Origin of the sequence: uncultured Stenotrophomonas sp. (assembly GCF_963519125.1) — a bacterium.
Taxonomy (GTDB): Bacteria; Pseudomonadota; Gammaproteobacteria; order Xanthomonadales; family Xanthomonadaceae; genus Stenotrophomonas.
The window spans coordinates 21279-34141 of record NZ_CAUQLJ010000017.1 but is presented as its reverse complement, the minus strand read 5'-3'; the positions used below and the strand labels follow the sequence as shown (position 1 = coordinate 34141).

Genomic DNA, 12863 nt, shown 5'->3' with positions numbered 1-12863 from the left:
AACGTATGAACCGGGAAAACGATGGCGCAATACCGGCGCCGCGCGCCCCTGCCTAGTCTGGATCCGTCGGCCCACCCGCGCTGCCAGCGGACCGGGCCCACCACCCCAGCTACCGAGACCCGCCATGAACGAGCTTTCCCCGCAGGCACGCCAGACCGCCCCGCTGCGCACCCCGTCCGACCTCAGCCAGCAGGCTGGCAAGGACATCGTCGGCGCGCTCACCGTGCTGCTGGCCGATGTGTTCGCGCTGTACCTGAAGACCAAGAACTTCCATTGGCACATGTCCGGGCCGCACTTCCGCGACTACCACCTGATGCTGGACGAACAGGGCGATCAGATCTACGCCACCACCGACGCCATTGCCGAGCGGGCGCGCAAGGTCGGCGGTACCACGCTGCGCTCGATCGGGCAGATCCACCGTATCCAGCGCCTGCTCGACAACGATGCCGACTACGTGACCCCGCAGGACATGCTGGCCGAACTGGCCGACGACAACCGCCGCCTGGTCCAGTTCCTGCGCGCCACGCACGAGGTCTGCGACACGCACAACGACGTGGCCACCGCCAGCCTGATCGAAAACTGGATCGACGAGGCCGAAGGCCGCAGCTGGTTCCTGTTCGAAAGCACCCGCCCCACCCGCTGAGCCGCGTTTCCTTCCCCCCGCAGGAGTTCGCCATGAACAATGCTTCACGCAGCGCCGCACCGGTGGGCGCCCCCGCCCCGCCGTTCCAGCTGCCCGCCACCCCTGACCAGCGTCTGAGCCTGGACGAACTGCGCGGCCACCCGGTGATCCTGGCGTTCTACCCTGCCGACTGGAGCCCGGTCTGCGGCGACCAGCTGGCGCTGTACAACCAGCTGCTGCCCGAATTCCAGCGCAGCGGCGCGCAGCTGGTCGGCATCTCGGTGGACGGGGTGTGGTGCCATGCCGCGTTTGCCGGGGAGCGCCACCTGCACTTCCCACTGCTGGCCGACTTCGAACCCAAGGGCGAGGTGGCCCGTCGTTACGGCGCCTATCGCGAGCAGGACGGCGTATGCGAACGGGCGCTGTTCGTGATCGACGCCGACGGCATCGTGCGCTGGCGCTACATCTCTCCTTTGGGGATCAATCCCGGCGCCGACGGCATCCTCGAAGCGTTGGCGCAGCTTCCCTCCACCGCCTTACTTCCTGCAGGAGCATCATCATGAAAGGACTGTCCATCGCCGTCAGCGCGAACGACCACAGCCAGGGCGCGCGCGACGCACCGATCACCCTGGTTGAGTATGGCGACTACCAGTGCCCGTACTGCGGCGCGGCGTACCCCGTACTCAAGGCGGTGCAGCGGGCCATGGGCAAGCGGATGCGCTTCGTGTTCCGCAATTTCCCCATTACCGAAAGCCACCCGAACGCCCTGGCTGCCGCGCGCTTTGCCGAAGCCGCTGCCGAGGGCGGGAAATTCTGGGAAGCGCATGACCTGCTTTACGCGCGCCAGGACGCGCTGGGCCCGGACGATCTGAAGGCTTATGCCAGCGAGCTCGGCTTGAACAAGGCGCTGCTCGACGCCGCCGACAACGGTGCCTTCGATCATCGGATCGAGACCGACTTCATGGGCGGCGTGCGCAGCGGCGTGAACGGGACACCGTGCCTGTTCATCAACGGCGAGCGTTACGACGGCCCGGTCGATGTGGACAGCCTGATCGAATACATGACCGAACTGGCCTGACCTGTTACGCCGGCGCGCCGGGGCACGCCCCTCCCCCACCCGGGCGCGCCGGCACCTGCATAGGATCCTGCAATGTCCGCATCCCGCCACGTCCGGTCGTTATGGACGGCCACCACGGTCCATGACGACGCCCTGGGTTCGATCCGCCGGCTCAACGCCGACGACTTTCCGTTGCTGGAAAGGATGTCGATCAAGCGCATGCTGCTGGCACCCGGCAGCATCCGCGAACCGCACTGGCATGCCAACGCCAACGAGCTGGGCTACGTGCTGGCCGGCAGCGTGCTCATCACCATCGTGGGCAATGCCGATGCAGTCAGCACGCTGCGCGTGCGCGCTGGTGAGATGTTCCACATCGAGAGCGGCGCGCTGCACGCCATCGAGAACATCGGCGATGACAGTGCCGAGCTGGTGATCGTGTTCGGCCATGAACGGCCGCAGGACTTTTCGCTGCACGCCGCGTTCGGTGCGATGTCCGACGCGGTACTGGGCAACACCTACGACATGGACAGCGTCGCCTTCAGCACCCTGCCCCGCGACACCGGTTCGCCGTACCTGGTGAAGCGCAGCGGACCGCCGGTGGTACCGGACGAGGCCGACCGCGCCGACCCGCATCGCTTCGACATCGAAGCGCAGTCGCCGCCGGTCGACTTTCCGTACGGCCAGGCGCGGGTGTCGCGCACGCAATTCTGGCCGGCGTTGCGCAACCTCTCGATGTACTCGTTGCGCATTGCCGACGACGGCATGCGCGAGCCGCACTGGCACCCGGAGACGGCGGAGCTGGGTTACGTGCATCGCGGCCAGGCACGGATGAGCATCCTCGACCCCGACGGCTCGGTGGACACCTACCTGCTGCAGCCGGGCGATGTGTACTTCATCCCCCGCGCTTACCCGCACCAGATCGAAGTACTGGGCGAGGACGTGCATTTCCTGGTGTTCTTCGACCAGCCCACGCCGGGCGACGTCGGCTACCGGCTGGCCGCCACCGCGTTCGCGCCCGGCGTACTGGCCGCCACGTTCGGCGTGGACGCCGCCGCGCTGCCCACCTTCCCGCGCACCGTACACGACCCGTTGATCGTGGCGCGCCGGAATGCGTTGGATCCGGTATCCCGGTGATGCCGCACATCCTGTGGCGGGCGGCATGCATCGCGGCGATACCGTACTTCTCGGGGCAGGCAGCGCCTTGGTAGGGTCGCATCCCAATCGACCGCCGATAACTCCGCCACGACCGATGGGGCATGACCTCGAACGGAGACGCGTTTTCGCCAACAGCGCGCACGGTGTTGGGCCCATGCGTCAATGCATCACCGAATACGGTCGGCGGCCGTTTGGGAACCGGCCCTACCGCGCCTCCACTGCAAGGGACTCATCCCCATCTCAACGCGGAACATGTAATTGAACGCCGAGGCTGAGGCGTAGCCCAGCTCATGCGCAATCGTCGTCGGCGAACGCCCCTGCACCAGCCACTCAATCGCGCGCAACAAGCGCATCCGCGTGCGCCAGGCTCGCAGGCTCATTCCAGTTTCACGCTCGAAGTGCCGCGCCAACGTGCGCGGCGATGCGCCAAGCACGCCTGCCCATTCCTCCACGGTGCGCGCATCGGCCGGTTGGTCGTGCAGCGCCTGGCACCAGCGCTGCAGCCGCGCGTCCTGCGGCCATGGCAGATGCCGCACGTGCTGGCGCTGGCGACGCAATTGAGCAATGACCAGCGCACAAAGATGGACGTAGTACTCCGTATCGTCTTCGGGCCTTACCTGCCCCAGTTCCACGATCAACTCACGCAGCAACGGCGTGACATCCAGAACCGCACAGCGGTCCGGCATGCCGAGTGCCGGATCGTCAGCCACATACAGATTGCGGAACGCCGCCGCACTCACCGCACCGGTGTGGTGCACCATCCCGGTCGGCACCCACAGCGCCTGCTGCGGTGTGATCACGTGGCGCGCGTTGCGCGCGGTCACCTGCAGCACGCCCTCAGTCGCAAACACCACCTGGTTCCAGTCATGCGCGTGCGGCGGAAAGCGCTCGCCGGCCGCTAGTTGCTGGCTGCGCGCCACCACCGGCCACGGCAGCGTGCGCAGTGGCGGCACCGGCACCTCTTTCCAGAGGCCGTCGGGCGTGGCCGCAGGAGCGTGGCGAGTGGTCGACATCATGCGGCATTCTATCGAAAGACAGCCGCACCGGTCTGACTGAGGATGACCCCACCTTCCCCCGGTCGCGCCAATGCCCGCCCCCACCCCACTCCCCGCTTCCCTCAAACCCTGGAAGGTCATCGGCGCCGGCATCTGCGCGCTGGTGCTCACCGTCGGCCTGGCCCGCTTCGCCTACACCCCGCTGCTGCCCCTGATGCGCGTGGATGCCGGGCTCAGCGCCGCGCAGGGCGGCTGGCTGGCGACCTTCAATTACCTGGGCTACCTGTCTGGCACCCTCCTGGCCGCGCGGGTCGGCGACATGCAGCAGAAGTTCCGCTTCTACCGGATCGGCCTGCTGCTGGCAGTCGGCGCCACCGCACTAATGGGCGTCACCACCCAGACCTGGCTGTGGAGCCTGCTGCGCTTCGTGGCCGGCCTGTCCAGCACCGCCGGGCTGCTGCTGGCGTCCGGGCTGGTGCTCAACTGGCTGCTGGCCCACCAGCATCGCCCACGGCTCGGCCTGCACTTCGCCGGGCTGGGGCTGGGCATCGTGGTCTCCGGCGTGGCCACCGGGCTGCTGGCCGGGCATGCCAGCTCCAGCGCGCAGTGGGTCTGGCTCGGCCTGCTCGGGGTCGTGTTCCTGATACCGGCCTGGGCCTGGATGCCCCGCCCGACCCCCACCTCCGCCCACAACGCCGCCCAGGCCCCACCCCCGCCCAGCCAGCGCTGGCGCCGCCTGCTCATCGCCGCCTACTTCTGCGCCGGGGTCGGCTTCGTGGTCAGCGCCACCTTTATCGTCGCGATCCTCGAACAGACCGCCGCGTTCCGTGGGCATGGCAGCGCGGTATGGGTGCTGGTGGGGCTGGCCGCCGTGCCCTCGACCTTCGCCTGGGACCGCATCGCCGCCCGGCTCGGCCTGATCCGCGCCCTGATGCTCGCCTTCGCCCTGCAGGCCGCTTCGTTCGTGCTGCCGCTGCTGGACGACGGCCTGGCCGCCGGCATGGGCAGCGCCCTGCTGTTCGGGCTGACCTTCGCCGGCATCGTCAGCCTCACCCTCACCGTGGTCGGGCGCCACTACCCACACAACCCAGCCAAGGCGATGGCCAACCTTACCCTCAGCTACGGCGTGGCCCAGATCCTGGCACCCGCGCTGGCTGGCACCCTGGCGCGGAGCAGCGGCAGCTATCAGGCGTCGCTGCTGCTGGCAGCGATCTTCATGGCGATCGGCATCGTGTTGCTGGCGGCGATGCACGACCAACGCGCATGAACGTCGATTCATGCGCGCTGCGTACCAGCGATCAAGCACTTAAGCGCGCCTTGCAGGCCCGCAGCAACGAATGTGAAATTTTTTCCATGAAAAGCTTGCCGAACCCTGCAGACCTACGTATTATTCGCGTCCTCGCCAGCGGCAACGCAGCGATGAAGTGGCCGAGTAGCTCAGTTGGTAGAGCAGGGGATTGAAAATCCCCGTGTCGGCGGTTCGATTCCGTCCTCGGCCACCATGATTTTAAAGACCTGCAGAAATGCGGGTCTTTTTTTTTGCGCGGAATATTCAGCACAATACAGGCACCGTCATTGAACAAGGATGTCTCATGCGTATTACTGTACTTCTGCCGTTGTTGCTGCTCACCGCCGGTTGCGCGCACCAGACGACGATGACCGCACCGAAGCCGCCGGTTGCGCCGATGGCGCCAATGGTGCCTGGTTGGATCACCCCTGCCGAAGCGGTATTCGCAGTCAACGAAGATCCGCAGCGCGGCATCAGTGGCACGTTCGTGTTCACCGTCAAGAACACCGACGTCACCGAACACCGCCTCTACCTCAACAGCGAACATGACTATCGCCACCAGCTCGCGCTGAACGTATCGATGGACGCGGCGCAGCGCGAAGCACTGCAAAAGCAGCTGGGCATGCCGCTTGAGCGGCTGGTCAACCGTCGCCTGCTGGTAAAGGGAACGGCGCGCCGCACCCGGATCGACTTCACCACCGAAGGCAAGCCCACCGGCAAGTATTACTACCAGACCCAGGTCCAGGTGTACGACCCGCGCCAGGTGCAGTTCGCGCCCTGACCCGACGCGCCTGACAAAACCTTTACACCTGACTGCGCGCCGCCCCCTAAGCTCGGGCCTCCTGTCGGGAGACCCGTTCATGCGCCTTCGCCCTGCCCTGCTCGCCACCGGCCTGCTGCTGGCCAGCCTTGCTGCCCACGCAGTGGAACCGGTGCGTTCGGTGCCGGCGCTGGACATGGGCCGCTACGCCGGGCAGTGGCATGAGATCGCGCACCTGCCGGTGTCCTTCCAGAAGAAGTGCGTGGGCGACATCACCGCCACCTACGCGTTGCGTGGCGACGGCCGGATCAGCGTGTACAACGCCTGCCGCACCGGCGACGGCGAGCGCATCGCCGCCGAGGGCGTGGCGCGCCCGGTCGAAGGCGAACCCGGCCAGCTGCAGGTGCGTTTCGTCCCCGACTGGCTGGCCTGGGTGCCGCTGGTCTGGGCCGATTACTGGGTGATCGCGCTGGACCCGGACTACCAATGGGCGGTCGTAGGCGACCCGGACCGAAAGTACCTGTGGATCCTGTCGCGCTCGCCGAGCATGGATGCCACGCTGCTCGCCAGCCTGAAGGCCAAGGCCGAAGCGATGGGGTATGACCTCGGGCCGCTGAAGGTGATGGCGCCCGTGGATTGACCTTGGGCCGGTAGAGCCACGCCCTGCGTGGCTGCCAGGCGGTGCGTGCCACCCCAACGAATTCAGCCACACAGAGCGTGGCTCTACCATTGATGCACATCTGCACAACCACCATACGCCGTAGTATGCTCATACCTGCAAGAGGACTTTCGCCCATGTTCCATCGCCTCCGCCCCGCCCTCACCGTGGCCCTGCTGGCCGGCATCGCCGTGGGCCTGGCCGCCTGCAGCAGCAACGTCAAGCGCGTCTCGCCGCCGGCGGCCAGCGTGCAACAACTGACCGTGGGCGCCAATGGCAACTGGACGCTGGCCCTGCGCCTGCAGAACTTCAGTTCCATGCCGATGACGTTCGACAGCGTGGACCTGCAGATGCAGGTGGGCGACCAGGACGCCGGCAAGGTGGCTGCGCGCCCGGGCATTTCCATCGGCGGCGTTTCCGCCGACGTCATCAACGTCGAACTGCAGCCCTCCTCGGCCGCGCGCATCGTGGTCGCCGACGCACTGGCCGGCAACCGCACCCTGGCCTATTCGCTCAAGGGCACCGTTGCCGCGACCCCGCAGGAAAAGAAGCAGCGCAGCTTCGACATCGACAACCGCAGCACCCTCAACCAGGCCCCGGGCCTGCCCGGCGTGCTGCGCTGATTTCCCTACTTTTCTGCATCTGATCGAGACCTGACGATGAGCAGCTACACCGCCCCGCTTTCCGATATCCGCTTCGCCCTGCACGACGTGCTGAAGGTGGAGTCGCTGTTCGCCCGCCTGGGCTTTGCCGACGCCACGCCCGACGTGGTCGACGCGGTGCTGGAAGAAGCCGGCCGCTTCAGCGGCAGCGTGCTGGCGCCGCTCAACAGCGTGGGCGATGAAATCGGCTGCGTGCTCGACCAGGCCAGCGGCGAAGTGACCACCCCGCCCGGTTTCAAGCAGGCCTACACGCAGTTCGTCGACGGTGGCTGGACCGGCCTGACCGCCGCGCCGGAACTGGGCGGCCAGGGCCTGCCGCACACCCTGGGCGTGCCGCTCAACGAAATGATCAACGCCGCCAACCTGGCCTGGGGCAACTTCCCCCTGCTCTCGCACGGCGCCATTGAAGCGCTCAAGCAGCATGGCGAAGCGTGGCAGCAGGACGCCTTCCTCAAGCCGCTGATCGAAGGCCGCTGGACCGGCACCATGTGCCTGACCGAACCGCATTGCGGCACTGACCTGGGCCTGCTCAAGACCAAGGCCGAACCCAATGCCGACGGCAGCTACGCCATCACCGGCACCAAGATCTTCATCACCGCCGGCGAGCACGACCTCACCGACAACATCGTGCACCTGGTGCTGGCCAAGCTGCCCGACGCACCGGCCGGTGCCAAGGGCATTTCGCTGTTCGTCACCCCGAAGTTCAAGGTCGACCGCGAAGGCAACGTCGGCGAGCGCAATGCGCTGCGCTGCGGTTCGATCGAACACAAGATGGGCATCAAGGGTTCGGTCACCTGCGTGATGAACTTCGACGGCGCCGAAGGTTACCTGGTCGGCCAGCCGCACAAGGGCCTGCAGGCGATGTTTACCATGATGAACACCGCGCGCCTGGGTGTCGGCCTGCAAGGCATCGGCCTGAGCGAGCGTGCCTACCAGAATGCGCTCAAGTACGCCCGCGAGCGCCTGCAGTCGCGCTCGCTGAGCGGCCCGAAGAACCCGGAGAAGCCGGCCGACCCGATCCTGGTCCACCCGGACGTGCGCCGCATGCTGCTCTCGATCAAGTCGCTGGTCGAAGGCAGCCGCCTGCTGGCCCTGCATGCGGCCACCCTGATCGACGTGGCCCACCACGCCGAAGACTCCGCCGAGCGCGAGCGCGCCGAGACCCTGGTGAGCTTCCTCACCCCGATCTCCAAGGCCTGCCAGACCGAATGGGGGATCGAGAACACCTACAACGCCCTGCAGTGCTTCGGCGGCCACGGCTACATCCGTGAGCACGGCATGGAGCAGCTGGCCCGCGATGCGCGCATCACCACCCTGTACGAAGGCACCACCGGCATCCAGGCGCTGGACCTGATCGGCCGCAAGACCGCCGCCAGCCAGGGCGCCGGGCTGAAGCTGATGCTGGCCGAGATCGAAGCGTTCGCGAAGGCCAACGAAGGCAACCCCGCGCTGGCCGAGTTCATCGCCCCGCTGCGCGCCAAGGCCGACGAATGGGGCAAGCTGACCCTGGCCACCCTGCAGCGCGCGGCCGCCAACCCGGACGAACTGGGTGCGGCCAGCTTCGATTACCTGTTCTATTCCGGCTACGTGGTGCTGGCCTACTGGTGGGCTCGCAGCGTCGCCGCCGCCGGCGAATCGGGGCAGAGCGACGCGTTCAAGCAGGCCAAGCTTGAAACCGCGCGGTTCTACTTCGCGCGGATGCTGCCGCGCACCCTGAGCCACGCCGCCGCCATCCAGGCCGGCGCAGACTCGCTGATGGCAATGGAAGACGCCCGCTTCGGGGAGTAAAGAAGTGCCGCCCGAAGGGCGGCAACCCAGCCATGTATCTGGAGAAAAGCCCCCTTTTGTTAAAGGGGGCGCGCCAACGGCGCGGGGTATAGGAGGAATGCCCCGGACCGGATTCGTTGCAATTTGGGCATGGGCGTCTTCGCCCATACCCAAATTGCAACGAATCCGGTATAAGCTGTTTTCCCGATGGAGACAGACACTACACGCTTAGGTCTGATCGATACCGGAGCCTCGCCAGCCCCGGTCGCCGAGGTATCGCCGATCGCCACGCTGCATCGGCCCGGCAGCGTCCGGTTGCTGTCCCTGGACGCCCACGGCCGCGTCCTCGACTGGATCACCTGGCAGGACGCCGCGTGCCTCTATTCGCGCGACGCCGTGTCCTGGACCCTGGGCGACCCCTGCCTGCACATCCACGGCGGCATCAACCGCCTGACCGGCCTGCAGAGCGGTATCGACCTGCACCCGATCATCGCCGCCCGCGGCCATGCCCGCTCGCGTGCCATCGACCCCACTCCGAACCTGTCCAACCAGGCCCTGTTCGCGCGCGACGCACACCTGTGCATGTACTGCGGCCAGCAGTTCCACCGCCCGCAGCTGACCCGCGACCACGTCATGCCGCTCTCCAAGGGCGGCCTGGACGTCTGGGAGAACGTGGTCAGCGCCTGCTTCCACTGCAACTCGCGCAAGAGCGACCGGACCCCGCAGCAGGCCGGCATGCCCCTGCTGGCGGTGCCCTACCGGCCCAGCTGGATCGAACACATGATCCTGTCCAACCGCAACATCCTGGCCGACCAGATGGCGTTCCTGAAGGCGCAGCTGCCCAAACGCTCCAAGCTGGCGGCCTGAGCCTGCGACAACCTGTCGCAGTGCACCCTCACTGTTTGCTCACCGGCACAGCGGTTTGCTTGCCCCACCCCGGTTTGGGGGCGAAAATAGGCGCTTGAGAAGAAGCGCGATAAACATGATCGATTCCGCACGCTATCCCCGCCTGTCGCGCATCCAGAACCCGGATGACCTGCGCAGGTTCGATGAATCCGAACTGCCCGCCATTGCAGATGAACTGCGTGCCTACCTGATCGAGTCGGTCGGCAAGAGTGGCGGCCATTTCGGCGCCGGGCTGGGCGTGATCGAACTCACCGTGGCCCTGCACTACCTGTACCAGACCCCGGTCGACCAGCTGATCTGGGACGTCGGCCACCAGACCTACCCGCACAAGATCCTCACCGGCCGCCGCGACCAGATCCATACGGTCAAGCAGAAGGACGGCGTAGCGCCGTTCCCCAAGCGCGAGGAAAGTGAGTACGACACCTTCGGGGTCGGCCACTCGTCCACCTCGATCTCCGCCGCACTCGGCATGGCCATCGCGCGCCAGCGCGAAGGCGACGACCGTCGCGTGGTGGCGGTGATCGGCGACGGCGCGATGACCGCCGGCATGGCCTATGAAGCGCTCAACCATGCCGGCGGCATGGACAACGAGCCGAACCTGCTGGTGATCCTCAACGACAACAACATGTCGATCTCCGAGGCGGTCGGCGGGCTCACCAAGATCCTGGGCCGGGCCACCGGCAGCCGCACCCTCAATGCACTGCGCGAGGGCGGCAAGAAAATCCTGGGCGACAAGAAGAAGTCGCCCTCGGCGCGCTTCGTCAAGCGCTGGGAAGAACACTGGAAGGGCATGTTCGTGCCCTCCACCTTCTTCGAGGAAATGGGGTTCCACTACACCGGCCCGATCGACGGCCACGACGTGCCCGCGCTGGTGGCCACGCTGAAGACGCTCAAGGGCCTGAAGGGCCTGAAGCTGCTGCACGTGATGACCACCAAGGGCAAGGGCTACGAGCGCGCCGAAGGCGACCAGATCGGCTACCACGCCGTGGGGCCGTTCGACCCGGACAAGGGCCTGGTGTCCAAGGGCGGGGTCAAGAAGCCCACCTACACCGACGTGTTCAGCGACTGGCTGTGCGACGCCGCCGCCGCAGAACCGCGCCTGCTCGGCATCACCCCGGCCATGCGCGAAGGTTCGGGCCTGGTGCGTTTCAGCAAGGAATACCCGGAGCGCTACTTCGACGTGGCCATCGCCGAGCAGCACGCGGTGACCCTGGCCGCCGGCATGGCCACCCAGGGCGCCAAGCCGGTGGTGGCGATCTACTCCACCTTCCTGCAGCGCGCCTACGACCAGCTGGTGCATGACGTAGCGGTGCAGAAGCTCGATGTGCTGTTCGCGATCGACCGCGCCGGCGTGGTCGGCCCGGACGGCGCCACCCATGCCGGCAACCTCGACCTGAGCTTCCTGCGCTGCGTGCCGCACATGGTGGTGATGGCCCCGGCCGACGAGGCCGAATGCCGCCAGATGCTCAGCACCGGCCTGCACTACGAAGGTCCGGCGGCGGTGCGTTACCCGCGCGGCAGCGGCACTGGCGTGGACGCCGGTACCGACCTGTCCACGCTGGAGATCGGCAAGGCCGACCTGCGCGTGCAGGGCAGCCGCATTGCGTTGCTGGCGTTTGGCAGCACCGTGCCGGCGGCCGAAGCGGTGGGCCGCGAGCTGGGCCTGACCGTAGTCAACATGCGCTTCATCAAGCCGCTGGACCGCACGCTGCTGCTGGAACTGGCCAAGACCCACCAGGGCTTCGTGACCATCGAAGACAACGTGGTGGCCGGCGGCGCCGGTTCCGGCGTGGCCGAACTGCTCAATGCCGAAGACGTGCTGCGCCCGTTCCTGCACCTGGGCCTGCCCGACAGCTTCCAGCACCATGCCAGCCGCGAAGACCTGCTGGCCGAAGCCGGGATCGACGCCGCCGGTATTCGCGCCGCCGTGTTGAAGCGCTGGCCGAACGCCAGCACGCAAGCCGCGTGATACAGGGCCTGCCCCGCTCAACGGGGCAGGCCTCTACCGTCAACGCACTTCAAACTCCGCACGGCAGCCGCCATTCACCCACACGCCGTCGCGGTCGTGACCCCACGTACGGCCTTCAACACAGGCCGTGCGTGAGGTCTGGCGCACCAACCGCACATCACGGCGCACGCTCACGTTGCAGCGGCGCATGCGCTGGTCGTTGGAATCGCAGCTGATGATCTGGCCGCGCCCACCGCCCCAGCCACCGCCGCCGTTGTTGCCCCAGCCACCGCCATGCGAAGGACGGCCGCGTTCGGCGATGAACTCGGCACGGCACCCGCGGGTCACCCATATCCCGTTACGCGCCTGGCCCCAGGTGTCGCCTTCAATGCAGGGCGACCCGGACAGCTGGCGCACCAGGCGCGCGCGGCCGTCGATCGGGCACTGCTGGGTACGGTTCTTGATGGACTCGCAGCGCACCGGGCCGTCGTTGTAACGGTCGTCGTAACGGTCATCGTAGCGCTGCGCATGCGCGCTGCCGGCCATGGCCATCAGGGCTACCGGCAGGAGGGCCCACATTCCGATCTGCGTTGCCTGCTTCATTGCGGTGTTCCTCGTGCCGGTGGATGAATAGGCACAGGATCAGCGAAATCCCGCACTTCGCCTATAGGCCGGCAGGGGGTTATTTCAGGCGCGATTCAACAAGCCGACGCGCAGCTGAAACTCAGTCGTACTGGATGGCGTCCACGAATGCCCCGCCCACTTCCACCCGGACCGCGCTGCTGTCGCCGGTTTCGGCATGGTGGGCGCGCGCCAGGTCGTTGGCAAAATCGAAGGCCGTTGCGCCACTTTCAAAGGGGACCGGCGCAGCATCAGGCTGGAGGACCTGCCATTGGTGGTCCTGGTGTTGCACTTTGATCATCATCGGTGCGGCCTCGGTTGGCATCCTGCGGGGGCGAGGCGCGCTCCAGGCGAGCGGCATCGCGGGGGATCTTGCGTGGCGTGGGTTCCTTCCCAGCGCTGGAGAAAAGATACGCGCGGACTG

15 protein-coding genes and 1 tRNA gene are annotated in these 12863 nt (G+C 66.9%); 13 read left to right on the top strand and 3 right to left on the bottom strand.

The annotated features are described in order from the left end of the window. The first annotated feature begins 124 nt into the window (after positions 1 to 124). The 4 genes from RYM47_RS14750 (at position 125) to RYM47_RS14735 (ending at position 2813) form a co-directional block, all read left to right on the top strand. Positions 125 to 643: a DNA starvation/stationary phase protection protein gene (locus RYM47_RS14750; RefSeq protein ID WP_315388801.1), complete on the top strand. Its 519-nt coding sequence runs from the start codon at positions 125 to 127 to the stop codon at positions 641 to 643. Between the two features lie 32 nt (positions 644 to 675). Beyond that, positions 676 to 1185, top strand: coding sequence for a redoxin domain-containing protein (locus RYM47_RS14745; protein WP_315388800.1), 510 nt, complete (start codon positions 676 to 678; stop codon positions 1183 to 1185). After that, positions 1182 to 1700, top strand: a complete 519-nt coding sequence (locus RYM47_RS14740) for a thioredoxin domain-containing protein (protein ID WP_315388799.1) — start codon at positions 1182 to 1184, stop codon at positions 1698 to 1700. The genes RYM47_RS14745 and RYM47_RS14740 overlap by 4 nt, the downstream gene beginning before the upstream one ends. A 72-nt stretch (positions 1701 to 1772) precedes the next feature. Next, positions 1773 to 2813 (top strand): cupin domain-containing protein, encoded by a 1041-nt coding sequence (locus RYM47_RS14735; protein WP_315388798.1) that lies wholly within the window; start codon positions 1773 to 1775, stop codon positions 2811 to 2813. Between the two features lie 188 nt (positions 2814 to 3001). On the opposite strand, the gene RYM47_RS14730 is transcribed toward RYM47_RS14735, so the two are convergent. Then, positions 3002 to 3850 carry a helix-turn-helix transcriptional regulator gene (locus tag RYM47_RS14730; RefSeq protein ID WP_315388797.1) on the bottom strand — a complete coding sequence of 283 codons (849 nt, stop codon included), beginning with the start codon at positions 3848 to 3850 and terminating at the stop codon, positions 3002 to 3004. Between the two features lie 70 nt (positions 3851 to 3920). Between RYM47_RS14730 and RYM47_RS14725 the strand changes: the two genes are divergently transcribed. The 9 genes from RYM47_RS14725 to dxs all read left to right on the top strand — a co-directional run bounded on the left by RYM47_RS14725 (position 3921) and on the right by dxs (position 11839). Beyond that, positions 3921 to 5096: a YbfB/YjiJ family MFS transporter gene (locus RYM47_RS14725; RefSeq protein WP_315388796.1), complete on the top strand. Its 1176-nt coding sequence runs from the start codon at positions 3921 to 3923 to the stop codon at positions 5094 to 5096. Next, positions 5093 to 5290: a hypothetical protein gene (locus RYM47_RS14720; protein ID WP_146033401.1), complete on the top strand. Its 198-nt coding sequence runs from the start codon at positions 5093 to 5095 to the stop codon at positions 5288 to 5290. The genes RYM47_RS14725 and RYM47_RS14720 overlap by 4 nt, the downstream gene beginning before the upstream one ends. Beyond that, a tRNA-Phe gene (locus RYM47_RS14715) sits at positions 5256 to 5331 on the top strand. Before RYM47_RS14720 ends, RYM47_RS14715 begins: the two co-directional genes overlap by 35 nt. A gap of 90 nt (positions 5332 to 5421) precedes the next feature. Further along, a complete protein-coding gene (locus tag RYM47_RS14710) occupies positions 5422 to 5898 on the top strand; it encodes a hypothetical protein (RefSeq protein ID WP_315388795.1) in 477 nt (158 codons plus the stop codon). A gap of 79 nt (positions 5899 to 5977) precedes the next feature. Continuing rightward, a complete protein-coding gene (locus tag RYM47_RS14705; RefSeq protein ID WP_315388794.1) occupies positions 5978 to 6517 on the top strand; it encodes a lipocalin family protein in 540 nt (179 codons plus the stop codon). 155 nt (positions 6518 to 6672) lie between these two features. Further along, a complete protein-coding gene (locus RYM47_RS14700; RefSeq protein WP_315388793.1) occupies positions 6673 to 7158 on the top strand; it encodes an LEA type 2 family protein in 486 nt (161 codons plus the stop codon). Positions 7159 to 7194: 36 nt separating this feature from the next. Beyond that, a complete protein-coding gene (locus tag RYM47_RS14695; protein ID WP_315388792.1) occupies positions 7195 to 8985 on the top strand; it encodes an acyl-CoA dehydrogenase C-terminal domain-containing protein in 1791 nt (596 codons plus the stop codon). A gap of 186 nt (positions 8986 to 9171) precedes the next feature. Next, positions 9172 to 9831, top strand: a complete 660-nt coding sequence (locus RYM47_RS14690; RefSeq protein WP_102944569.1) for an HNH endonuclease — start codon at positions 9172 to 9174, stop codon at positions 9829 to 9831. Positions 9832 to 9946: 115 nt separating this feature from the next. After that, positions 9947 to 11839 carry a 1-deoxy-D-xylulose-5-phosphate synthase gene (dxs, locus tag RYM47_RS14685; protein WP_315388791.1) on the top strand — a complete coding sequence of 631 codons (1893 nt, stop codon included), beginning with the start codon at positions 9947 to 9949 and terminating at the stop codon, positions 11837 to 11839. Positions 11840 to 11878: 39 nt separating this feature from the next. Here dxs and RYM47_RS14680 read toward each other — a convergent pair whose 3' ends face one another. Both RYM47_RS14680 and RYM47_RS14675 read right to left on the bottom strand, forming a co-directional pair. Beyond that, positions 11879 to 12421, bottom strand: a complete 543-nt coding sequence (locus RYM47_RS14680) for a DUF3011 domain-containing protein (protein ID WP_315388790.1) — start codon at positions 12419 to 12421, stop codon at positions 11879 to 11881. A 121-nt stretch (positions 12422 to 12542) separates the two neighbouring features. Further along, positions 12543 to 12740 carry a hypothetical protein gene (locus RYM47_RS14675; RefSeq protein WP_315388789.1) on the bottom strand — a complete coding sequence of 66 codons (198 nt, stop codon included), beginning with the start codon at positions 12738 to 12740 and terminating at the stop codon, positions 12543 to 12545. Positions 12741 to 12863: the final 123 nt, after the last annotated feature.

What these genes read in the sequence shown, in the direction of transcription:
- RYM47_RS14750 (WP_315388801.1), top strand. Translation starts at nt 125, where the DNA reads ATGAACGAGCTTTCCCCGCAGGCACGCCAGACCGCCCCGCTGCGCACC.
- RYM47_RS14745 (WP_315388800.1), top strand. Translation starts at nt 676, where the DNA reads ATGAACAATGCTTCACGCAGCGCCGCACCGGTGGGCGCCCCCGCCCCG.
- RYM47_RS14740 (WP_315388799.1), top strand. Translation starts at nt 1,182, where the DNA reads ATGAAAGGACTGTCCATCGCCGTCAGCGCGAACGACCACAGCCAGGGC.
- RYM47_RS14735 (WP_315388798.1), top strand. Translation starts at nt 1,773, where the DNA reads ATGTCCGCATCCCGCCACGTCCGGTCGTTATGGACGGCCACCACGGTC.
- RYM47_RS14730 (WP_315388797.1), bottom strand. Translation starts at nt 3,850, where the DNA reads ATGATGTCGACCACTCGCCACGCTCCTGCGGCCACGCCCGACGGCCTC.
- RYM47_RS14725 (WP_315388796.1), top strand. Translation starts at nt 3,921, where the DNA reads ATGCCCGCCCCCACCCCACTCCCCGCTTCCCTCAAACCCTGGAAGGTC.
- RYM47_RS14720 (WP_146033401.1), top strand. Translation starts at nt 5,093, where the DNA reads ATGAACGTCGATTCATGCGCGCTGCGTACCAGCGATCAAGCACTTAAG.
- RYM47_RS14710 (WP_315388795.1), top strand. Translation starts at nt 5,422, where the DNA reads ATGCGTATTACTGTACTTCTGCCGTTGTTGCTGCTCACCGCCGGTTGC.
- RYM47_RS14705 (WP_315388794.1), top strand. Translation starts at nt 5,978, where the DNA reads ATGCGCCTTCGCCCTGCCCTGCTCGCCACCGGCCTGCTGCTGGCCAGC.
- RYM47_RS14700 (WP_315388793.1), top strand. Translation starts at nt 6,673, where the DNA reads ATGTTCCATCGCCTCCGCCCCGCCCTCACCGTGGCCCTGCTGGCCGGC.
- RYM47_RS14695 (WP_315388792.1), top strand. Translation starts at nt 7,195, where the DNA reads ATGAGCAGCTACACCGCCCCGCTTTCCGATATCCGCTTCGCCCTGCAC.
- RYM47_RS14690 (WP_102944569.1), top strand. Translation starts at nt 9,172, where the DNA reads ATGGAGACAGACACTACACGCTTAGGTCTGATCGATACCGGAGCCTCG.
- dxs (WP_315388791.1), top strand. Translation starts at nt 9,947, where the DNA reads ATGATCGATTCCGCACGCTATCCCCGCCTGTCGCGCATCCAGAACCCG.
- RYM47_RS14680 (WP_315388790.1), bottom strand. Translation starts at nt 12,421, where the DNA reads ATGAAGCAGGCAACGCAGATCGGAATGTGGGCCCTCCTGCCGGTAGCC.
- RYM47_RS14675 (WP_315388789.1), bottom strand. Translation starts at nt 12,740, where the DNA reads ATGATCAAAGTGCAACACCAGGACCACCAATGGCAGGTCCTCCAGCCT.